The sequence below is a fragment of the Syntrophales bacterium genome, assembly GCA_023229765.1.
In the GTDB taxonomy this organism is placed as follows: domain Bacteria; phylum Desulfobacterota; class Syntrophia; order Syntrophales; family UBA5619; genus DYTH01.
Genome location: JALNYO010000012.1, coordinates 20,094 through 40,664, shown reverse-complemented (window position 1 = coordinate 40,664; position 20,571 = coordinate 20,094). Strand labels below are relative to the sequence as shown.

23 protein-coding genes are annotated in these 20,571 nt (G+C 47.8%); 15 read left to right on the top strand and 8 right to left on the bottom strand.

The features are described from left to right. Positions 1-172 precede the first annotated feature (172 nt). The 7 genes from dctP to M0P74_08385 form a co-directional block, all read right to left on the bottom strand. The gene (gene dctP, locus M0P74_08415) at positions 173-1,255 is read right to left on the bottom strand and encodes a TRAP transporter substrate-binding protein DctP (protein MCK9363606.1); all 1,083 of its coding nucleotides are present in this window, start codon (positions 1,253-1,255) and stop codon (positions 173-175) included. 176 nt (positions 1,256-1,431) lie between these two features. After that, complete coding sequence (locus M0P74_08410; protein MCK9363605.1) at positions 1,432-2,739, bottom strand: TRAP transporter large permease; 1,308 nt, start codon at positions 2,737-2,739, stop codon at positions 1,432-1,434. Further along, positions 2,739-3,257, bottom strand: a complete 519-nt coding sequence (locus M0P74_08405; GenBank protein MCK9363604.1) for a TRAP transporter small permease — start codon at positions 3,255-3,257, stop codon at positions 2,739-2,741. The genes M0P74_08410 and M0P74_08405 overlap by 1 nt, the downstream gene beginning before the upstream one ends. Before the next feature lie 221 nt (positions 3,258-3,478). After that, positions 3,479-4,558, bottom strand: a complete 1,080-nt coding sequence (locus tag M0P74_08400; protein ID MCK9363603.1) for a nitronate monooxygenase — start codon at positions 4,556-4,558, stop codon at positions 3,479-3,481. Positions 4,559-4,612: 54 nt separating this feature from the next. Beyond that, complete coding sequence (locus M0P74_08395) at positions 4,613-4,792, bottom strand: enoyl-CoA hydratase-related protein (GenBank protein ID MCK9363602.1); 180 nt, start codon at positions 4,790-4,792, stop codon at positions 4,613-4,615. 392 nt (positions 4,793-5,184) lie between these two features. Then, positions 5,185-6,684, bottom strand: a complete 1,500-nt coding sequence (locus M0P74_08390; GenBank protein MCK9363601.1) for a long-chain fatty acid--CoA ligase — start codon at positions 6,682-6,684, stop codon at positions 5,185-5,187. A gap of 474 nt (positions 6,685-7,158) precedes the next feature. Beyond that, on the bottom strand, positions 7,159-8,115 hold the full coding sequence (locus tag M0P74_08385) for a PAS domain S-box protein (protein ID MCK9363600.1): 957 nt from the start codon (positions 8,113-8,115) through the stop codon (positions 7,159-7,161). Between the two features lie 735 nt (positions 8,116-8,850). Here M0P74_08385 and M0P74_08380 point away from each other — a divergent pair. From M0P74_08380 to M0P74_08310, 15 genes are all read left to right on the top strand, one after another. Continuing rightward, positions 8,851-9,111 (top strand): hypothetical protein, encoded by a 261-nt coding sequence (locus tag M0P74_08380; protein ID MCK9363599.1) that lies wholly within the window; start codon positions 8,851-8,853, stop codon positions 9,109-9,111. A gap of 147 nt (positions 9,112-9,258) precedes the next feature. After that, entirely contained in the window at positions 9,259-9,555 is a 297-nt protein-coding gene (locus M0P74_08375) for a BrnT family toxin (protein ID MCK9363598.1), read from the top strand. Then, complete coding sequence (locus tag M0P74_08370) at positions 9,542-9,841, top strand: BrnA antitoxin family protein (GenBank protein MCK9363597.1); 300 nt, start codon at positions 9,542-9,544, stop codon at positions 9,839-9,841. The genes M0P74_08375 and M0P74_08370 overlap by 14 nt, the downstream gene beginning before the upstream one ends. A gap of 173 nt (positions 9,842-10,014) precedes the next feature. Further along, positions 10,015-10,299, top strand: a complete 285-nt coding sequence (locus tag M0P74_08365) for a DUF2442 domain-containing protein (GenBank protein MCK9363596.1) — start codon at positions 10,015-10,017, stop codon at positions 10,297-10,299. Then, on the top strand, positions 10,292-10,552 hold the full coding sequence (locus M0P74_08360) for a DUF4160 domain-containing protein (GenBank protein ID MCK9363595.1): 261 nt from the start codon (positions 10,292-10,294) through the stop codon (positions 10,550-10,552). Before M0P74_08365 ends, M0P74_08360 begins: the two co-directional genes overlap by 8 nt. A gap of 90 nt (positions 10,553-10,642) precedes the next feature. Continuing rightward, positions 10,643-10,861, top strand: coding sequence for a type II toxin-antitoxin system HicB family antitoxin (locus M0P74_08355; GenBank protein ID MCK9363594.1), 219 nt, complete (start codon positions 10,643-10,645; stop codon positions 10,859-10,861). Positions 10,862-11,191: 330 nt separating this feature from the next. Next, positions 11,192-11,446, top strand: a complete 255-nt coding sequence (locus tag M0P74_08350) for an AbrB/MazE/SpoVT family DNA-binding domain-containing protein (GenBank protein ID MCK9363593.1) — start codon at positions 11,192-11,194, stop codon at positions 11,444-11,446. After that, entirely contained in the window at positions 11,434-11,763 is a 330-nt protein-coding gene (locus tag M0P74_08345) for a type II toxin-antitoxin system PemK/MazF family toxin (GenBank protein MCK9363592.1), read from the top strand. The genes M0P74_08350 and M0P74_08345 overlap by 13 nt, the downstream gene beginning before the upstream one ends. A gap of 74 nt (positions 11,764-11,837) precedes the next feature. Beyond that, complete coding sequence (locus M0P74_08340) at positions 11,838-12,038, top strand: hypothetical protein (protein ID MCK9363591.1); 201 nt, start codon at positions 11,838-11,840, stop codon at positions 12,036-12,038. Between the two features lie 494 nt (positions 12,039-12,532). After that, a complete protein-coding gene (locus M0P74_08335) occupies positions 12,533-13,315 on the top strand; it encodes an acyl-CoA dehydratase activase (GenBank protein MCK9363590.1) in 783 nt (260 codons plus the stop codon). A gap of 66 nt (positions 13,316-13,381) precedes the next feature. After that, positions 13,382-14,638 (top strand): 2-hydroxyacyl-CoA dehydratase family protein, encoded by a 1,257-nt coding sequence (locus M0P74_08330; GenBank protein ID MCK9363589.1) that lies wholly within the window; start codon positions 13,382-13,384, stop codon positions 14,636-14,638. Between the two features lie 67 nt (positions 14,639-14,705). After that, a complete protein-coding gene (locus M0P74_08325) occupies positions 14,706-16,085 on the top strand; it encodes an FAD-binding protein (protein MCK9363588.1) in 1,380 nt (459 codons plus the stop codon). An 18-nt stretch (positions 16,086-16,103) separates the two neighbouring features. Continuing rightward, on the top strand, positions 16,104-17,372 hold the full coding sequence (locus M0P74_08320; GenBank protein MCK9363587.1) for a (Fe-S)-binding protein: 1,269 nt from the start codon (positions 16,104-16,106) through the stop codon (positions 17,370-17,372). 75 nt (positions 17,373-17,447) lie between these two features. After that, positions 17,448-19,061 (top strand): AMP-binding protein, encoded by a 1,614-nt coding sequence (locus M0P74_08315; protein ID MCK9363586.1) that lies wholly within the window; start codon positions 17,448-17,450, stop codon positions 19,059-19,061. An 80-nt stretch (positions 19,062-19,141) separates the two neighbouring features. Continuing rightward, complete coding sequence (locus M0P74_08310; protein ID MCK9363585.1) at positions 19,142-19,906, top strand: 3-oxoacyl-ACP reductase FabG; 765 nt, start codon at positions 19,142-19,144, stop codon at positions 19,904-19,906. A 229-nt stretch (positions 19,907-20,135) separates the two neighbouring features. On the opposite strand, the gene M0P74_08305 is transcribed toward M0P74_08310, so the two are convergent. Then, the gene (locus M0P74_08305) at positions 20,136-20,570 is read right to left on the bottom strand and encodes a Zn-ribbon domain-containing OB-fold protein (protein ID MCK9363584.1); all 435 of its coding nucleotides are present in this window, start codon (positions 20,568-20,570) and stop codon (positions 20,136-20,138) included. Position 20,571: the final 1 nt, after the last annotated feature.

Sequence of the window (20,571 nt, the reverse complement as noted above, 5' to 3'; positions counted from 1 at the left end):
TAATTTACTTCTAATTTTTCCATAATACCATCCAGTCCCGTTACTGTGCGTTTCATAGCTCATAACCGACAAGCTCGGCCAATCTCTGCAAGATTTCTTTCCCCCTGGGCTTGCCCAATTTTTCGACGTTCTTGACATAATCCTCAGCCAAAAACTTTTCCCCCAGCTTCGGTCACGGCTTGTATTTGATGAGTTCGGCAAACCGTTCGAATATTTCCCTGCCACGAGCGACGTTGTTTTTCCCAAGCTGGTCTATATGATCATCGAAGATTGGTTTGGCCACCCTGGTCTTCCATACTTTCTGATCATCCTCAGAAAAAGTGATAACTTCTCCGCCCTTTTTCTTGAAAAGCTCTCGAAATTTCGCATCAACCGATTCCATGCGCATCGGGTAGGCAGCTGTAAGCTCTTCTCCCTCCTCTGAGATCACTTTCTGCTCGCTGGCCGGCAGCTTCTTCCAGGTGTCCAGATTGATCGAGAGGAAATAAACCAATGAGGTCCCAAACATGGGGATCTCAATAAAATATTTGCAAGGCTCGTACCACCGATAGCTGATTGCCTGATCAGCGGTGGCCATGATGGCGTCAATCATGTTCCTGGAAGCCGCGTCATATGCATCAGTGGAGGGAATGACGACGGGAATCATTCCCGCGGCCTTATAGATCGACGGAAGCACCTTGCCAGAGGTTCGTATCTTAATGCCCTTGGCGTCGGCAAGGTTCCTTATCGGTTTGGTGCTAAGAATACTGACTTTGTCGTACTCCCAAAAGGCGATCATCCGCTGGTTCTGTTTCTCGAAGGTATTACGCACCTCTGGGAACTCATCATAAAGTTTACGGTAGGGCTTAATCCAGCCACCTCTCTTCATCCCGGCCAAAACCATTGTGTCGAGACTGGCTCCAAAGTCATAGGGAAACATCTCTGGGTGGTAAAAACCAACCACCGATCCCATGTCGGCCAGACCGCTTTTTACTGCCCCGGGAATCTCTGTGATCTTGGCTAGCGACCCGCTCCAGAAGATCTTTATCGTAACCTTGCCATTGGTCCGTTTTTTAACTCCATCGGCGAACGCAGCCAACGCTTCAGGGATGCTTCCCCCGCCTTGTGGCACATAGGTAACCAACTTAAGCTCGATTGTGTTTCCAGCCGCCAAGGCATCGTTCCCTAATGGGCCAACTAACAAGCAACCCAACATCATCAAGCTAACCAGAACAATCCACCACGCCCCTTTTTTTGTTGAATGAAGATTTGTCATTTTTCGCCTCCTTCATAACACCGTAAATGTATTTTGAAATTAAAATCCCCCTAACCGGACAAGCCGGACCCAAGTAATTTTAAAAAACGGGCACAACAACAAATCCTTTTGCCAATTTTGCAAGAACTTTACAACCATAAGAGACTACCTCACCTTTCAAAAACATCGAATGGAACTCATCGCATCAGTTCTGGCAGAAACAACACAATCCGCGGGAAGGCAATAATGATAGCCACCATGATTAAGTAAGCGATAACAAACGGCATAACGCCTCTATATACCTGTTCTAGAGTGACCATGCTGCCCGCGGCGGACTTGACGACAAAGACATTGGTCCCTAGAGGAGGAGTAAGAACCCCGATCTCGACCATCATCACGACAAGGACACCAAGAAAAGTACCGTCGAATCCGAGATGGGTCAGTATCGGATAGAATATGGGAAGAGTTATGGACATGATAGCCACGGCCTCCATAAAAGTTCCAAGAATTAAATAAATAACCATAACCAATATAAGAATATATAATCTGCCGATCGGCAAGTTTAGAATAAAACTGCTAAAAATGTCCACACTGCCACTGACGGACAGGAAGCGGCTGAACACCATTGCGCCGATAATAATAATAAATAGTGCACTAGAAATTTTAGCCGTATCCAGCAGGGACTCCAATATCTTTCTAGTGTCGAACCCACGTCTGATGATGAAATAGACAAAGGTAACCGCTGCCCCCATGCCACCGGCTTCTGTTGGCGTAAAGACCCCCATGTAAAGACCACCAAGTATGGACAAAATGACGATGATCACCGGCCCGATCCAAATGCTGGCGATCAGCCTTTCTCTAAACGGTACTTTGGTCGTTTTCGGAGGGACCAACTCTGGCTTGATCCAGATAATCAGTTTCACAGTTACAATAAGCGCGCACCCGACCAGTATCCCTGGCACTATTCCGGCAATCATCAGCTTTCCAAGTGAAGAACCGGTCAAAACACAAAAAATTACCATCATCCCGCTGGGAGGTATCAATGCGGCCAAAGTGCCTGCCGCGGCTATGGCCCCCGCTGAAATGGAAACGCTGTAGCCATGCTTGCGCATCTCAGGCAAGGCCAGTCGAGTAAACATGGCGGCGTTGGCGAGGCTCGATCCTGAAGCGAAACCCATAGCGGTGCAGGCCGCAATTGTCGCTATCAGCAACCCGCCCTTGATATGACAGATCCATTTGTTCACCGCCTTGTAGGTTTCCTCCCCCATGCCACTGTGCAACGTAAAATTGCCTAAGAGAAAGAACATGGGTAGGACAATAAAAGTCCAATGAAACGATTCTTCGAAAAGGACCGATTTCAGGACCCAAAAGGTAGGCGTAACCCCAGTTAGAATCAGAAGGCCCCCAATCGAGACCGTCAACATGGCTAACCCGATCGGGATGCCCGACAATAATGAAGAAATCAGGACTATAATACCCAGGAGGCCCCAAAGCGGAGTTGCCATTATCTATCTCCTCTCTCTAAATGTTTCACACATCCAAGAACAACATCGGATAGTAGGCGAATAGAATAAAGCAAGCAGCCCACGAAAATCGATGCTTTGGGAATCCACAAGTATAAACGGAAATCCCCAAAAGCGACCTCTTTGTCGCGAAAGGCCTCCACCGTTGCGTTGAAGGTTAAGAAGGCTAAAAAGCTAAATACGCACAAACCTAATACTTTGATGGCAAAATCGCTTCTCGTTCTCCATACTTTTGACAATCGAGACTGCAAGAAAGTAATCGTAATGTGGCCCCCTTGGGCCTCAACAAATGCAAGAGGCATATATATAATAAAAACAAGCATGAGCTGACTCCATTCAAGAACGCCAGGCAGGGGACGGCTCATTAAATAACGACCACTCACATCCAATAAGATCAATACCATTACAATGAAAATTCCCACACCACCCAGACAATTGAGGTAGTAAACGATAGAATCTACAGTTGACTGCATTTTCTCGGCCTTTTTAAGAAGCAGCATTGTCCAAACATCCCTCCCTTATTTTAATGGCATTACCAGTATGTATGCATACATTGCTTATGTGCACAATTTTGGTTCGATTCCTTGAATGAACTACCCGGCCACAAGTAGCGGGGTATCACCAAAAACATCTAACTCCCCAAGGGGCAGGGAACATAATCCCTACGAGATTCGACTTTCTAAAACTTCTTGGCCCCGCCTTGTCCGGTTTGGGGGGGTAATTAAACCAAACTTATCCTTGATCTGAGCTCTTGGGTCAATATTTTAGAGGCCCCTTGTACCATTTCCTCCAAGACCTCCTTAGCTGTCTTCAGCTCCTTTATCATTCCAATGATTTGACCGGCGGGCATAGTCATTACATCCACCCGTCCCGCGTCAAAAGAGGCTTGGCGAATGTTTCTGACCAGTGCTAACTGGAGGTGCATCGGCAGTGCAGGAAGTCCGGATTCCGCCCAAGCATCGGTCCATTTGTTTCGGATGGCCCTCATCGTTTTCCCGGTATATGATTTGGTAATAACGGTGTCCTCCTCCGTAGATTCCAATATCTTTTGTTTGTAGGCCAAGGGTCCCCACGCTTCACGGGTGGCGATGAAACGCGTACCAACCCAAACACCAACCGCGCCTAAGGCCAAAGCCGCCACCAATCCGCGCGAGTCACCTATCCCGCCGCCAGCCACGACTGGCACATCCACCGCGTCAACCACCTGCGGAATCAGGGCCAAAGTCCCGATTCTGCTGGTGTGCCCCCCTGCCTCATGACCAGCGGCAATAATAAAATCGACTCCAACATCAGCTGCTCGCCTCGCGTTTTTCACATTGCCAACGACTTGGGCTACCTTCATCCCTTGTACATGAGCGTCTGAAATCATAAAACCCGGATTGCCCAAGCCCGTAACGAATAAAGGAATTTTCTCCTCTAACACTATTTTCACCTGTTTATGAATATATTCCATAGTGATCACTGGCCACTCTTCCTTGGTCTCATCTGGAATATTCATCCTTTCCTTCAGTTCATTCACAAACCGGATATGTTCCTCGGGGAACTCCAATCCTTCAGTGTTGGGTGGAGTGCCAGCAGGCAAAATTATGTCAACCCCAAATGGTTTGTCCGTGAGACTCCTGACCTTTCTGATCTCTTGTACCATCCAATCCAAGCTCTTGTAAGTGCAACCTAGAACGCCTATTCCTCCGGCATTGGAGACAGCCGCTACCAGCTCGGCAGTAGCCACATTGGCCATTCCCGCCAACATAATCGGGTAATCAATATTTAACATCTCGCAGAGTTCTGTTTTAAACTTCATAGCATTTCCCCCTTTTCTTGAATAAAATTGCTAGTGTAGTGTTACGGAATCAGGTTATATCTCCTTCAGCTCAGCCCCGGCGCAATATGCCTTCCCGCCAGCACCCGAAATGATCAGAACCCTGGCATTATTATCATTGTCGGCGCTCCGCGCAACGCGGGCAATTTCTTTCAGAAGGGCATGGTTGAGTCTGTTCATCTCTTCAGCCTGATTGATAGTAATTCGCGCCACCATTAACAAAAGATCCGCAGATCCGCTAAGTATGCCGAAACCTGCAAACCCTGGATCAACTCCAACAGCTACACCCGTAATATATCCCCCAAGAAATACACCGGCTTGATCACCGAAGTCTTACGCGGAACCGACCGACATAAAAATATTAAATCCCTTCGCAATACTTCCAAAAGAACTAACAATTATGCATCTGATTTGTCTGATAATGTTGATGGCTGAAATTATACAGAGGGCTTCAAATAATGCAATATGAAATAAATATTAGGAAAATATAAGTAAAAACCTTATATTATTTGTGATCATTGCCATTATCATGCGCTTTTTCATCTTCTGTTCTCCTCCTTTTTTATTATGAACACATTATCTCGCTATTGCCATATCAGCCATATAAATCATAACACTATCGATCGTTTAAGGATTTTCCCGGTGTTGGTCTTGGGCAGTTCGAGAACCAACCGCACCACCCGCGGGTATTTGTAAGGGGCAACCCTTTCCTTTACGTATTGTTTGATCTCCTCCGGCGTAGCGGAAGCGCCCTGACGAATGACAATGACCGCGGCCACCTCTTCTCCCAGATCCTGATGGGGAAAACCTATAACTGCGCACTCAAGCACCGCAGGATGACCATAGAGAACTTCCTCGATCTCCCGGGGATAAACGTTATAGCCGCCGCGGATAATCATCTCTTTTTTACGATCCACTATATAGATGTACCCATCCTTGTCCTGACGCGCCAAATCTCCCGTATGCAGCCAGCCCCCGCGCAGGGTCTCTTTTGTCGCCGCCGGCTGGTTGAGGTACCCCTTCATGACGCCGGGCCCTTGAATGATCAGCTCGCCCACCTCCCCCTGCGGCACATCCCGATCCTGCTCGTCCACTATACGGGCCTGAAAACCTGGAATAGGCAATCCGATGGAACCGGGCTTGGTGGGCCGGCCATAGGGATTTTCCACACAGACCGGGGAACACTCAGTCAGACCATACCCCTCGTAAACAGTCACATTGAATGCCTTTTCAAACCGCTGCAATACCTCCACCGGCAGAGAGGCGCCTCCCGAAACGCAAAAACGAAGGGACGAACGGGCAGGAGGTCTCTGACCCGCCATTTCGGCCAGCCGGTTAAAAATGGTGGGCACGGCAATCAGAATGGCGCTTTCTTCCTGCTCAATTGCCGCAAACACCTCCGCCTCGTCAAAATGCGCCCAAAGTCTGATGGTAAGACCAAGGTAGATGCTCGCATTCAAGGTGCTGGTCTGACCGTAAATGTGAAAGAGGGGCAATACCCCCAGACAGACGTCTTGGGACTGGGTAAAGCGCATGTCGGCAATGGTTCGGGCGTTGCTCCCCAGACTGTGGTGGGTAAGCATGGCCCCCTTGGCCAACCCGGTAGTGCCGCTTGTGTAAATGATGGCAAGGGTATCGTCGTCCCGTACAGCATGGACAGGAAAAGTGCCACGCTCCCGAAACAAACCTTCCAGAGGCTCGAAACCCTCGGGCACATCTACTCCGGAAACCAAGGCCAGATGAAAACTGTTCGATTCCCTGATCAGGGGAGAGGCATAATTCAGGTAGTCGGGGCTGCCGATAAAGGCCCGGGCGCCTGAATCCCGGAATATGTGCGCCAGCTCTTCGGTGCGATAAAGGAAATTGACGGGTAAAACAATGGCGCCAAGCTTCGCAAGGGCATAATAGGCGGTAATCCAGTCAATGGAATTAGGCATCATCAAAACCACGACGTCACCGGGAGCCACCCCTTTTTCCCTGAGCCCCCAGGCCAGAGAATCCGTACGCTGGTTCAATTCCGAGTATGTCACCGCGCGACCGCCGGAGATCACCGCCGGGTGCTCCGGCCTGCGGGCGGCGCTGTCAATCAAAAACTGGGCAATATTCATGAATGCATCCCCTTTCAATGCCGATCTTCCCGCTTCGAGAAGCTCTGAATTTACGCACTTCTTGTCATTGCGATGGCTTCAGTCCGAAGCAATCTTATGGGTTAGCGAATGGTTATGGGATTGCTTCGTCGGCCTTTGGCCTTCTCGCAATGACCAGATATCTCATCTGATAGAAACGCCAAAACAACGGTTTCCCAGTATTCGGGGTTTGAGACTGGGGTGACCGAACAGTTCGACTAACTGCCTGCACTGCAAACAACTCTTTCGAAGCAATGTTTGTGATGATTTTTTATGATACAGGCCGCCCTGAATAATACAATATTAAATAATTGTCAGCAATATATCAGGTAAAAACTTATATTAATAAAAAAGCAATTAAAGACAGGGAATTGCGACATGCAGCAGTTGGAAACTTGGTAAACCTGACAACCTGAGTCGTTACGAAATTTAGTAAGTGACCTATCGGCCCGTTTATTATGCCAGGGAAAGCAGATACGAACGGAGATTGATTTTTTTTGTGTTCAGGTTCAGTTTTTTTCGGATACCGTTGCGATGAAAATTGACCGCCCCCGGCGAGATATTCAACATGTCGGATATTTCTTTCGTGGTTCGTCCCTCTTTGACGAGATTCGCCACCCGGAACTCCCGTGCGGTAAGATTGAATTGTGTAAGCGTCAGGTTGCGTAAAAATGGGGAAACTATGTTCAGCAGATTCGCTTCCAGTGTCTCGACCATTGCCGCCTGCCCCGGATTCAGGGGGCTTTTCTTCAGCTCTTCGATATAGGGCATGACTATCTCACGGACATTGGACAGCACATTCCGTTCGAGTTCCACCCGATCCTCTTCCCGCTGCTTCAATAAGACCTTCAAGGCCGTGTTGGATTCCGCAAGAGAACGGGATTTTATCTCCAACTCGCCATCCCGCTGCTTCAACGCATCTTCCGCCAACTTTCGTTTTGTCACATCGCGGGCGAGGCACCGAAAGCCGATAGGGCGATCGGCGTAATCCCTGCGAAGAGATGCCGACATCTCCCGGAACCGGACAGTCCCATCCTTCCGCAGAACCGGATAGCCGAATATTTCCGCAGGTTTTCCTGTTTTGTAAATTCTGTTAAAAATGTCGTACAGTTCCACGTCCGTATCGGGGGACACGTAATTGCGGTAATTCATCCCCAGCAGCTCGCTCCGGTCGTAGCCGAGCATTGTCAATGTCGAATTGTTGAAGAAGGTGATATTCCCGGCCAGGTCAAGCTCGAAATACGCCTCTTCCATATTATCGAGAATAATACGATATTTATCATCGCTGCATCGCAAATCCTCTTCGGCATGCAATCTTTCGGCGCTCACCGCCCTCTCAAGTTCGACTATCCGCAGGCGCAGGGAAGATATCTCCTCCGCTGGCATCCCGACACTATCCTGTATGGTTTCCATCACAATGGCTCTTGGTTAATAATTTTATCACTTTCTCCGCAGAATCTCTGCCCAAGAGGAATTTCAGCCAGGCAAAGATATCCTGTTCCCGTGTGCGTAGAACGGCAGGATCGGGGCATTCCAATTGCAGGACTTCCGCCATCCGGGAAACGAAACGGGGGCGTCTGCAGCAGCGCTGACTGAAGTCTTCTGACTTTTACATTGTGTGCAAATAACAAATTAAGTTCCTGAATTCAAGCCCCATGATTTTTTTGTGGCGTGAGGCGTAAAACTTCTCGTTGTTCGTTATAATTTATTGAAAACGTTCAAATATACACGGACACATTTCGCTTGACATACGAAACCGTATCACCTTATGTAAATAAAAACTCTACAGATTTTCAACTGGCCATGTCTCCCAAGGTTAAGACAGGCCTATTAATACTGATAAACGAGACAAATAATAAGTAATATGGTCTATACGGTAATTCACTCATTCAGAAACAATGACTTGCTAATAGCGTAAAGAAGGAAGGGGAGACTATGATACGTAAAGCCTTATTGTTCGTTTTGTTACTTCCGTTTGTTTCCTGTGGCTGGAATCATCTTTGCACGAGGTCCACGTCTTATAACCTTGAAGAAGAAAAGGCAACGGTAGTGGGATCCGAAATGGTACAGCTTGGATGCTTCGCAGCAAAATGGGAACCAAGAGGGATTAACCAAACTCTCAGGAGTTCTCAAAACAACGTCAGCTTCGTGCCGTGTGTCGAAAAAGAACTGATCTATGCTGGTCGGGAGGGCGATATCCTACACATCACCTACCGGGAATATACACAGAGAGGCAATTACGCACGAACGCCTTTCTTCCAGCAGGTCTATTACGACCTGAAGAAGTCCGACAAGATTATGTTCCAAAATTGGGTGCTCAAGGTGATCGATGCCAACAATGAGCTGATTCGGTTCAAAGTTGTCAGCGAACCTCAGCGGGAATCTCTCTCTTGCATAGACTACCAGTAACAAAAAATAGAGCGTTTAACCCGTCGCTGCACCCGATCGCAGCCCACTGGGCTGCTCCGGGTGAGCTTTTCGTTTGGTATGGAAATCGCTATTGATCTCTATAAGAAACCTTGACATGTATATTTATGTCATATACACTCTAAATCAATGGAAAAGATATTTGAACAATTTTTAGGCTTCCAATGGGATGCAGGGAATATAAATAAAAACTTCCTCAAGCATAATATTGAAAACTGGGAATGCGAACAGGTGTTTTTTAATAGGCCTCTTTTTGTCCTTGACGATCCAAAGCATTCTGTTTCTGAAAACCGTTGGGCTGCTTTTGGGAAAATGGACACAGATCGTTTTCTTGTCATTGTATTTACCAAGAGGAATAACCTGATCAGAATAATCTCTGCCCAGGATATGAATAAAAGAGAGAGGAAATTTTATGATGAAAAATAACAAAACTATTCCAAACTTTAAAAATGCAGACGAGGAGAGAGATTTCTGGGTAAATCATTCTCCCCTTGATTATTTTGATATTAAAGATTTCAAGAGGGCATCTTTTCCCAAACTAAAGCTATCGGTGAAGTCGATTTCAATTCGACTGCCGGAGGATATGCTTGCGGAACTAAAGACTCTTGCGAACAAAAAGGATATCCCTTACCAAAGCTTGGCAAAAATTTACCTTTCCAGACAAATTTCTTTAGAGCGTGGATCGCTGGATGGATATGGCCTTGAAAAATAAGAGGCAGAAGGTTAATGCCCAACATCAGCATGAACAAGAACGCTCATAAATTCGCGCCTGTTATGTTGGACGTTCCGCGCGACTGCGCCGCGATTGGCTTTCAGGTTGCATCGTCACTTTCTTCCCTTCCACTCCGTTATATGCTATAAAAAACAAAAAGGAGGTGCGAAACAATGGTTAAAATCACCAAGGTGTCCGTAATAAAAAATTATCGCCTTGAAGTGACTTTTGATGACGGTGTGTGGGGGGTGGTTGACCTCTCTGATTTGGTCGGCAAAGGTGTTTTCACCTTGTGGCGTGATCCACATATTTTCGATCAGGTTCAAATCGGTTCATTCGGCGAGCTTGTCTGGCTCGACAAAATTGATCTCTGCCCTGACTCCTTGTACCTCAAAGTAACGGGAAAGAAACCGGAAGACGTTTTTCCCACCTTACGTTGCGAGCCCATTTATGCCTGAAATCTGCCGCTTTTTCGGAATCGTTATCAAAATGTTCTTTGACGATCACAACCCACCTCATTTCCATGCGGAGTACAGCGGCGACGTGGCTCTAATCGATATTCGCAACTTATCGGTTTTTTCGGGTAACTTGCCGCCTCGCGTGAAGGGGTTTGTGATCGAATGGGCAACGATTCACCAGCAGGAACTCATTGATGACTGGGAAAAGGCACAGACTCAACAGGACCTTTTGAATATTGCCCCGCTCACATAAGCCAGCCAACAATGGCATTCAGCGGAGCGCAAAAAGCGTGCGCCCCAGTGAGCCGTACGTTCGGTCAAAAACAAGAAATAGGAGATTATAATGAGGGCAGAATTTACAGCAATAATTGAACCGGCACCCGAGGGTGGCTACTGGGCTATCTGTCCGGAAGTTCCTGGAGCCAATGGCCAGGGCGAAACAATCGAGGAAGCAAAGAATAATCTTCGCGAGGCGATTGAGTTGATTTTAGATGACCGGAAGGCTGATATTCTTCGAGGGCTTCCCGATGACGCCATTCAAGAAAAGGTGATGATCGGATGAAGCGACGGGATTTGGAACGAAGATTAAGAATCGCGGGTTGCTATCTGAAACGAGAAGGAGCCTCACATTCACTTTGGCTAAATCCAAAGAACGGTTCGATTGAAGCTATACCAAGGCATACTGACATCAAAGAACCATTAGCAAAGAAAATTTTGAAGAATCTCAATGCGGAATAAATGACCGAACATGGCTAATTCAGCCGACGCAAAAACCGCGCGGCTGATTAGCACCGTTGGGCATAGATACCACAATATAATCAAAACTGAATCCTTGACTTCCAAGGTCAAGGTAATTACAATGTGCCCACAATTCATGCGAGGTGGTGAAATAATGAGAGCGCATGTTGTAAAAATAGGTAATTCTCAGGGGATCCGCATTCCCAAACCATTACTTGATCAAACGGGAATTATCGATTATGTTGAGCTTGAGGTGGAGAAAACCAAAATCATTATTCGTCCGATCTCAAATCCAAGGTCGGGTTGGGATAATGCTTTCAGAATAATGGCCCCAAAAGGTCATGATGCATTGATCGACGAAAATGACAATATTGCAAATTCCTGGGATGAAGAGGAATGGCAATGGTAGTGAATCGGTTCGATGTGTTTTTAATCAATCTTGATCCTACTGTTGGTTCTGAAATTCAGAAAACACGACCATGTGTGATTATTTCACCGGACGAAATGAACCGGCATATCCAAACCGTCATAGTTGCCCCGATGACGACGGCGGGGAAGGAATATCCAACAAGAATAGCTTGCGTATTTGAGAGCAGGAAAGGACATATAGTGTTGGATCAGCTACGGACAATAGACAAAAGGCGACTTATAAAAAGACTCGGCTCTCTTGATTCAGAAATCCATTTTAAGGTTATTTCCGTTTTACAGCGGTTATTTGCATTCTAAAATTGTCCACCAATTCAATCCAGCCGACCTCGTAAACTCGACGGCTGATTTTTTCGATGTATATGGAATGAAAAATGATCAAACTAAGTCCAAGCATAGAGAATAAGAATCATTTCAATGATGATGATTTAATATGCTACTGTTTCAATTATACAAAGAAAGACATTGAAAAAGATTATAATAAAAATGGTTATTCAAAAATCATAGAAAAGATCACAAAAGAAAAAAGCATTGGTGGCTGTAATTGTGAGGTTAATAATCCAAAAGGCAAGTGATGTCTTGGTGATGTTCACCAGGTGGTGGAAACAATAAACGACGAATCAAAAAACAAATAAATCAGATAATCGGGTAGCCGGTTTTTTTTCTCCCCCAGCCCCCACACCACTCGGCATGCGGGTCCGCACCGGGCGGTTCACAGAGATTACCGGGCCGTAGCCGGGTAGTGAAAACTTCCTCCGTCACCCTAATTGCCGCAGGACGGAGTTTTTATTGGCAGTAAGGATAAGTAACCTGTAGTGGAAAAGAGCGACAGTTTCAGCAACCTCGTGAGGGTACTGACAGCCGCAAAATATTCCTTGACAACAAAAAACAGTCCCCCTATACTTCCACCGTTAAAAGCAATGCCTTATCAAATAAAAAAACAAACTCCCTCTCCAGACTGAGGACATGAAAGAGGCAATTATTGCCAGAACTGGTAAATTTTCCGCAGCGAATATCAAGGTGTTCGACCTCGGCTTTGCTTCCGCCGAGTTCAATTAGCTTAGCCGCTTTGAATGCTAAAAAAGTTTTTGTCGGCATTGATATAGGGGCGTCCAGGACCAAAGTAGCCTTGATCGATGCTGCGGGCAGTCTTATCGGGTATGCCGTGGAAAAATCAGGAACAGATTTTTCCGCAGCGGCGGAAAAATGCCTCGATTCTTCCTTAGCCATGGCAAAATCGTCAAGAAAAGATATCGTCCATACCATTTCCACCGGGTACGGCCGAAAAAACGTGTCTTTCTCCAATGCTGCCAAGACAGAAATCAGTTGTCATGGGAAAGGATGCTTCCACTATTTTCCCCTGGCCATAGCCATTATCGATATCGGGGGACAGGATAACAAAATTATCAAGCTCGACAGCGAGGGGCGCAGGCTGAGTTTCAAGATGAACCGCAAATGCGCCGCCGGTACGGGCGCTTTTCTGGAAGAGATGTCCGCCCGTCTGGACATACCCTTGGAAAACATGGACAGCTTGGCGAGGCAATCCGGGCATATGGTCGAACTGGGAAGCTTCTGCACCGTATTCTCGGGTACGGAAGTATTGGAAAAAATACGGCAGGGAGAAAAAGTGACCGACATCACCAAGGGCCTTTTCCTGTCTGTCATAAAGAGGGTGCTGGAAATGGATTCTCTCTCGGAAAATGTCGTTATGACAGGGGGCGTAGTAGCTCACAACCCCTATATCGTAACCATGGCTGAAGAAATTCTCAAAAAAAAGATCCTGGTTCCTGAACATCCCCAGCTTACAGGCGCTATCGGGGCAGCTCTTTACGCGAGCGAAGCACAAATCTGATTTCGCCCCAGGCCTGGCGGATTATCGGGACTCTTTACCAAGAACTGAACAACCGGAGTCAACACGATGAATGAAGAGAAAAAACCGGCAAGAAAAAAGATCCATTCCACTACCGAGATGAACAGGATCATGGCCGAATATTTTTACGAACTCGATAATGCCGCCAAAACGGGTGAAAAAAAGATTGCCTGGTGCACCAGCGTCGGACCGGCCGAAATTCTCAGAGCCATGGGTTTCCTGGTTTACTTTCCGGAAAACCACGCCGCCATGCTGGGCGCAACCCGCATGTCCACGGATGTCATCCCTCTGGCCAACGCCCGGGGTTATTCTCCCGATATCTGCTCCTATCTTACGGCAGACATAGGCGCCTACATCGCCGGTGTGACGCCCCTTTCCAAGGCCTACAAGGGCATCGAAAAAGTTCCCAAACCCGATGTGCTGGTCTATAATACGAATCAGTGCCGCGATGTTCAGGACTGGTTTATGTGGTATGCTCAGATGTTTAAAGTCCCCCTGATCGGCATCAACACCCACCTGGGCATACGTGATGTGAACGATGCCCACGTAGCATCCATTGTCAAACAGATGGAGGATCTCATCAAACCGTTATCGGCAGTATCGGGTAAAAAATTCGATCTCGACGAATTGAAGCAGGTAGTGGCGCTTTCCCGCGCCTGCTCGGACAGTTGGAAAAAGGTCCTGGACACTGCCGCAGCAGTGCCTTCCCCGATAACTTTTTTTGACGGTACAATCCATATGGGTCCGGCCGTGGTGCTCAGAGGAACCAAGCAGGCAGTGGATTACTACAATCTCCTCCTGGCGGAGTTGAATGAGCGGATCAGGAACAAGGAAAGCGCTCTGGAAAATGAACGTTTTCGACTTTATTGGGATGGGATGCCGGTCTGGGGACGGCTGAGCGACCATGCCGCCCTTTTTGCCAACCTGAACACCAACGTGCTGGCTTCAACATATTGCAATAGCTGGATATTCACAGATTTCGATGCTGCCGATCCCTTTACGAGCATGGCCCGGGCCTACACCAAACTGTTTATCGTAAGATCCGACGAGCCCAAGGAGCAATACATCAAAGATATGCTGAAGTTCTTCAAGATCGACGGCATCATCTACCACGACGCAAAAACCTGCCCGAACAACTCCAATTGCCGTTATGGCATGCCCAAAAGGCTGGAAGAAGAAACAAAAATACCAAGCCTGACGCTCAATGGCGACTTGAATGATCTGCGCTGCGTCTCCGATGAGCAGAACAAGACAAATATAGAGGCTTTCATCGAACAACTGGAGGAAAGCAAACCGGGTCTTTGAGCGTGAAAAGGATATAGATACTTGAAATGAGAGACAATACCAATAACATTTTAAAAGGGGGGCATGGATGATAAGCGAATCATTGATAGGTGAATTTCAAAAGATTGTTGGTAAAGAGAATGTCCTCACGACGCCTGAGGCGTTGAAGGCATATTCCTATGACGGGACCACAAACTGGATACATGAGCCCGATGTAGTGGTATTCCCCACCACCACGCAAGCAGTTTCTGAGATTATGAAGATTGCCAATGCTGAAAAAATCCCCGTAACTCCCAGGGGTGGGGGCACAAACGTGAGCGGTGGATCTGTTCCCTGGCACGGCGGAATTGTTCTCTGCACGACGAAGATGAACAAGATATTGAAAGTGGACAAAGAGAACCTTACCGCCACCGTGGAGCCCGGGGTTGTTCTTCAGGAACTGACGCTCAGGCTCGCGAAGGATGGTCTTTTCTTCCCACCTGACCCCCAGAGTTTCCTGGGTGCAACCCTCGGCGGCATTATTGCCGAGAATGCCGGTGGCCCCGCGTGCGTCAAATATGGCGTAACAAAGCAGTATATCCTGGGTATTGAAGTGGTATTGCCTAACGGTGAAATTGTCAGCCTCGGCGGCCGGACATTGAAGAACGTCGTGGGTTATGACCTGCTTCATATCTTTATCAGTTCCGAAGGCACTCTTGGTGTGGTAACAAGGGCAGAGTTAAAACTTAACCCCATTCCTCCTGCAAAAAGGACGATCATGGCGGTGTACGCAGATATAGCAGTCGCCGGCGAGAGTGTATTCAGGGTTCTCGAAAATGGGATAATCCCCGGCAAGATAGAACTTCTCGATAACTGGGTAATCAACAGGATTGAAGAGATGATGCCGATGGGGCTTCCGAAGGACGCAGACGCGGTGCTCCTTTTCGAAGTTGACGGCATTGAAGAAGCCGTTGCCAAGGAAACCGAAAAGATTATTGATATTGTCAGGAAATATGGCGCTGTGGATGTAAGGGCTGCGAAGGATCAGGCTGAGGCCGACAAGTTTTGGATGGGAAGAAAGGCAGGCTTTGCGGCGATTTTCGGCAAAGCAAAAACGGTTTTCGCAGAAGACGTGACCGTGCCGAGGGGAAACATACCCGCCCTTATCAATAAATGTAAGGAATTGGCAAAGAAGTACAATGTTGAGATCGTTGTGCTTGGTCATGCAGGCGATGGAAACCTCCATCCGGCAATACTCACTGACATCAACAATAAGGAACATTATGCCAGGGCAGTTAGCGCGATGGACGGAATCATTGAGAGCGCTGTCGAACTCGGTGGTGTACTCTCGGGGGAACATGGCATAGGCCTTGAAAAGCAGAAATTCTTCATGAGGGTCACGAACCCTGTCGTTGTAAAAATGATGAAGGATGTGAAGGCGCTTTTTGATCCTAACAATATCATGAACCCGGGCAAGATCTGGGATTAGCGTATAAGGAGGTTCGGATTGAAAGACCTGAAAGAGCTTAAAAAAATAGAACAATACGCTGATCAGTGTATGAAATGTGGTTTTTGCAGTTTCTTCTGCCCTGTATATCAGGAAGAACGGATGGAGATGGGTGTTGCACGAGGGAAAAATTACCTCGTGAAACAGGTTCTCGCAGGCAAGCAGGAGTTTACCGAAGAACTGGGCAACATTATAGGCAAATGTCTTCTCTGCAAGCGGTGTGTTGCCATGTGCCCGGCGAAAACCCAGATTGACCGGGTTGTTGTGGGGGCAAGAGCCCAGATGGTCAGAGAAAAGGGATTGGGTTTTGCAAAGAACTTTGTTTTCCGGAAGATAATGTCCAACAGGAAGGCCTTTGGAAATTATCTGAGATTGGCAAAGTCATTCCAGTGGCTGCTTCCGAAGACAGAGGGCAATATCCGGCACTTGCCCGATTTTTTGAAGGCGCTTGGTCAGGGAAGGAATATCCCGGCCATAGCCGACAAGTTTTTGCGTGATCTGGTTAAACCTGTCAATAAGCCTCAGAACGGTCAGCCCGCAAAAATGAGGGTCGGCTTCTTCATGGGATGTGCCATGGACTTTGTCTATCCTGAACTGGGTCTGAAGATTATTGATTTCCTGACAAAAAATGGCATTGAGGTGGTTGTTCCCGAAAGTCAGAACTGCTGCGGTGCGGCCATATATTTCAGCGGAGACTTCGAGACAGGCAGAATGCTGGCAGAAAAAAACATCGAAGCATTTAAAGATGTTGATTATATCGTAACGGGTTGTGCTACATGCAGTTCCACTCTGAAAGATTATCAGAAGTACCTTCCGGACACTGAAGACCAGAAAAAAAGATATGAAGCATTTGAAAAGAAGGTCAAAGACAGCACCGAGTTTATTGTTGATGTTATGAAGATGCCGCTGGAAGAACTCAAACTGAAAAAGGAATTTGCAGGTAAGACGGCCACATGGCACGACCCTTGCCATCTGGTAAGGTATCAGAACATTAAAGACCAGCCGAGGATGATCCTGAAGGCATTAAAGGACTTGAAGTATGTTGAAATGCCTAATGCCGATATGTGCTGCGGTATGGGAGGTTCCTTCAGCGTTTATCACTATGACCTTACCAAGAAGATTGCCGATAAAAAAATGGATGGCATCAAGGCAACGGGTGCAGATATAGTTGTTACTGCCTGTCCTGGTTGCATGATAAATTTAATCGACAACACGCTGAGGCATAAGATGCCGCAGAAGGTGTACCATTTTCTGGAGCTTGTTGAGTAAGGGCGATTCACGTAAGGGCGATTCATGAATCGCCCCTACGGTTTATCATTAAAAATAATTAAGGGAGGGTGAAAAATGAAGAACGGACATTGGTTAACAGCAAAGGACGTGGTGCGAGTTAATGCCCTGAAGTTTCCCAACAAGATCGGCATAAAAGACTTGTACAAGGCTTATACCTTCAAACAGTGGGACGAAAGATCCTGCCGGCTGGCAAATGCGCTGGCCGAAATGGGCATGAAGAAGGGCGACCGCTTTGCCGTCCTCGCCTACAACTGCGTGGAATGGATGGAATTTTATGCAGCCGCAGCGAAGGGCGGGTTTATGTGCGTACCGCTTATGTTCAGGCTTGCGCCCGTAGATATGGAATATATCATCAACCACTGTGAGGCCAAAGTTTTTATCGTCCAGGGCGGGAAGGATGGAGCGGACGGGAAAGAATTCCCCTGGATCAACCAGATCAATGAGATGAAAAAAAACCTCCCTACCGTCACAAAGTATGTCTCCTTTGCCTTGGATAATGAGAAATATGACGGCTTTGTTTCCTATGAGGAGGCGCTTGCCAAAGCGAGCCCGGAAGAACCGGCAACCGTAGTAGATGCCGAGGACCCCTGGGTCATCATGTACACCGGTGGAACAACCGGCAGGCCCAAGGGTGTCGTCAAGACGCATGTCAATATTTTTGCCGAGTATTTTATCCAGATCTTCGACCACCAGACCAATTCTGATGACTGCCATCTCCTCGTCATGCCCTGCTGTCACGTAAACTCTCTCTACTATTCATTTGTTGCTACCTGGGTCGGCGCTACCGTCATGGCATACAATATGGTGAGTTTTAACCCGGAGAACCTGTTGAAGACCTTCGCTGAGCACAAGGTCACCTTTACCTCACTGGTTCCCACCCATTACATCATGATGCTGGCGCTGCCGGATGATGTGAAGAAGAAATATGATCTGACCTGCATCAAGAAACTCCTGATCTCCTCTGCTCCGGCCCGCAAAGACACCAAACTGGGAGTCCTCAAGATGTTCCCCAATTCAGAGCTCAACGAAGCATACGGCTCTACGGAAGCAGGCATTGTAACAGTCCTCAAACCCCATGAACAGCTTACCAAACTTGGCTCCTGCGGTCGCGAAGTTATCGGTACCGACTATATCAGATTCTACGATGAAGACGGGAACCTGATAACAGAGCGTGGCCCGGATGCGGTGGGTGAACTCTACTCCAGAAGCCCAATGATTTTTGAAGAATACTGGAAAGAACCCGAAAAGACAAAAGCCGCGATGAAGGGAGAATACTTCAGCGCCGGCGATATGGGGTACCGTGATGAGGAAGGATACATCTACCTCGTTGACAGAAAGGCCAACATGATTATCTCCGGCGGCGAGAACATCTTTCCGTCTGAAGTAGAGAACTGTGTGGGCAGTCTGGAGAAGGTAAAGGATGTTGCCGTCATCGGCGTTCCCCACGAAAAATGGGGCGAACAGGTAATGGCAGTCGTGGTTTTGCATGAAGGTCAGACCGCAACCCCGGAAGAAATTATCAGCCACTGCAAGGGCAAGATCGCCGGTTTCAAGGTCCCTAAAAATGTTGTCTTGATAAAAGACGAAGAAATGCCGAGAAGCGGCGCCGGCAAGATACTCCACCGGATACTGCGAGAACAGTTCGGAAAATGGAGCGATCATCAGTAGAAAAATATTAAAACGTCAAGGCGGGGTTAAATCCCCGCCTTTTTTCTATGAATTATGAAACCCGCTAACTGGAGGAAATTATGGAAGGCGTAAAATTCGACTTAACCGGCAAAGTAGCTATCGTAACGGGCGGCGGAAAAGGCATCGGCCGGGCTATTGCACTCGAATTGGCCGCGTCCGGCGCTGCGGTGACCATTGCTGCCCGCAATCAGCAGGAGATCGAAGCCGTGGCTGAAGAAATCAACCAGCGGGGCGGTAAATCCATAGCCGTTGTTACCGATCTGACCAGCAACGAACAGCTCGAAACTATGGTACAGAAAACCCTCAATACATTCGGGCGCATCGATATTCTGGTAAACAATGCCGCCCGGAGCTTCCTGCGCAGCCTGCTGGAAATGCGTGAGGATGGGTGGGACAAGGTGTTTGATACCAATGTGAAAGCCGCCTGGTTGTTAAGCAGGCTGGTGGCCCGGACGATGGTCGAACAAAAAAGCGGGCAGATTATCAACATTACCACCGTTGGCGCGGAAAAGGCTGAGGCGGGCATGGGCGCATACTGTTGCAGCAAAGCGGCGCTGAAGATGCTGACACGCTGCATGGCCCTTGAATGGGCTGCCTCCGGCATCCGGGTTAACGCGGTAGGTCCGACCTTGACGCGTACGGAATTCAGCAAACCACTCTGGTCCAATCCGGAGCTTGCCCCGCTGGTAACTGCAAAGATTCCCATGGGACGTTTGGCCGAACCGGAAGATATTGTCGGCGCCGTTCTTTTCCTGGCCTCGGGAGCTGCCAATTTTATCACCGGTCAATCAATATACGTGGATGGCGGTACCCTGACAGTGTAATGCGCCCAAACACTGTCTTGTCCAATACCATTCAAAGAAAGATATGCCAAATAACATCGTAATTTGTATGAAAATCCCCCCATCCCCCCTTTACTAAAGGGGGGTAAGGGGGGATTTTCATGCTTCGTTGTGCCCGCTTAGGGGATGGGGGTTTATATGAAAATGCGTGCAAATACCCGTTATGCCCGCATGTTCATATAAGCGGAGGGAACATCCGGAAACCAAGGCTTCAGGCCTTGTGGAAAACGAAGTTTATCTGGCCGTTCGGCAAATTGTTCGCTGCGGCTTTCATCTCCATTCCCACCTTTATCTCCCCCTCGGGGACATCTCCGGCAATACGCCCGAAAACCTTATAGGCGCCGTAATCCAAAACCGCGATCGAGTAAGGCAGGTCTCCTTCGAAACCAACCGGGGCATACTGAAGCTTGCTGTAGGTAAGAAGTTTGCCTGTTCCGGAGACGGGAAACCATTCCATATCACTGGAAACGCAGTTGTAACAATCCGCACGGGGAGGGAAGTACTCCCTGCCGCATGTCCGGCAGCGGGTCGCCATAATCTTGCCCTCTTCGAGGTAAGTTATAAAATCGTTGGTTTTTGTAAGCGAGGTGAAGCTTACCGTCCCGAATTTTTTGAAGCGTGCATCTACCTCTTTTTTATTGCTCATT

Excerpts from the sequence above, each read along its gene's own strand:
- dctP (MCK9363606.1), bottom strand. The coding sequence starts at position 1,255 with ATGACAAATCTTCATTCAACAAAAAAAGGGGCGTGGTGGATTGTTCTG.
- M0P74_08410 (MCK9363605.1), bottom strand. The coding sequence starts at position 2,739 with ATGGCAACTCCGCTTTGGGGCCTCCTGGGTATTATAGTCCTGATTTCT.
- M0P74_08405 (MCK9363604.1), bottom strand. The coding sequence starts at position 3,257 with ATGCTGCTTCTTAAAAAGGCCGAGAAAATGCAGTCAACTGTAGATTCT.
- M0P74_08400 (MCK9363603.1), bottom strand. The coding sequence starts at position 4,558 with ATGAAGTTTAAAACAGAACTCTGCGAGATGTTAAATATTGATTACCCG.
- M0P74_08395 (MCK9363602.1), bottom strand. The coding sequence starts at position 4,792 with ATGGTGGCGCGAATTACTATCAATCAGGCTGAAGAGATGAACAGACTC.
- M0P74_08390 (MCK9363601.1), bottom strand. The coding sequence starts at position 6,684 with ATGAATATTGCCCAGTTTTTGATTGACAGCGCCGCCCGCAGGCCGGAG.
- M0P74_08385 (MCK9363600.1), bottom strand. The coding sequence starts at position 8,115 with ATGGAAACCATACAGGATAGTGTCGGGATGCCAGCGGAGGAGATATCT.
- M0P74_08375 (MCK9363598.1), top strand. The coding sequence starts at position 9,259 with ATGGAAAAGATATTTGAACAATTTTTAGGCTTCCAATGGGATGCAGGG.
- M0P74_08370 (MCK9363597.1), top strand. The coding sequence starts at position 9,542 with ATGATGAAAAATAACAAAACTATTCCAAACTTTAAAAATGCAGACGAG.
- M0P74_08365 (MCK9363596.1), top strand. The coding sequence starts at position 10,015 with ATGGTTAAAATCACCAAGGTGTCCGTAATAAAAAATTATCGCCTTGAA.
- M0P74_08360 (MCK9363595.1), top strand. The coding sequence starts at position 10,292 with ATGCCTGAAATCTGCCGCTTTTTCGGAATCGTTATCAAAATGTTCTTT.
- M0P74_08355 (MCK9363594.1), top strand. The coding sequence starts at position 10,643 with ATGAGGGCAGAATTTACAGCAATAATTGAACCGGCACCCGAGGGTGGC.
- M0P74_08350 (MCK9363593.1), top strand. The coding sequence starts at position 11,192 with ATGAGAGCGCATGTTGTAAAAATAGGTAATTCTCAGGGGATCCGCATT.
- M0P74_08345 (MCK9363592.1), top strand. The coding sequence starts at position 11,434 with ATGGCAATGGTAGTGAATCGGTTCGATGTGTTTTTAATCAATCTTGAT.
- M0P74_08340 (MCK9363591.1), top strand. The coding sequence starts at position 11,838 with ATGATCAAACTAAGTCCAAGCATAGAGAATAAGAATCATTTCAATGAT.
- M0P74_08330 (MCK9363589.1), top strand. The coding sequence starts at position 13,382 with ATGAATGAAGAGAAAAAACCGGCAAGAAAAAAGATCCATTCCACTACC.
- M0P74_08325 (MCK9363588.1), top strand. The coding sequence starts at position 14,706 with ATGATAAGCGAATCATTGATAGGTGAATTTCAAAAGATTGTTGGTAAA.
- M0P74_08315 (MCK9363586.1), top strand. The coding sequence starts at position 17,448 with ATGAAGAACGGACATTGGTTAACAGCAAAGGACGTGGTGCGAGTTAAT.
- M0P74_08310 (MCK9363585.1), top strand. The coding sequence starts at position 19,142 with ATGGAAGGCGTAAAATTCGACTTAACCGGCAAAGTAGCTATCGTAACG.
- M0P74_08305 (MCK9363584.1), bottom strand. The coding sequence starts at position 20,570 with ATGAGCAATAAAAAAGAGGTAGATGCACGCTTCAAAAAATTCGGGACG.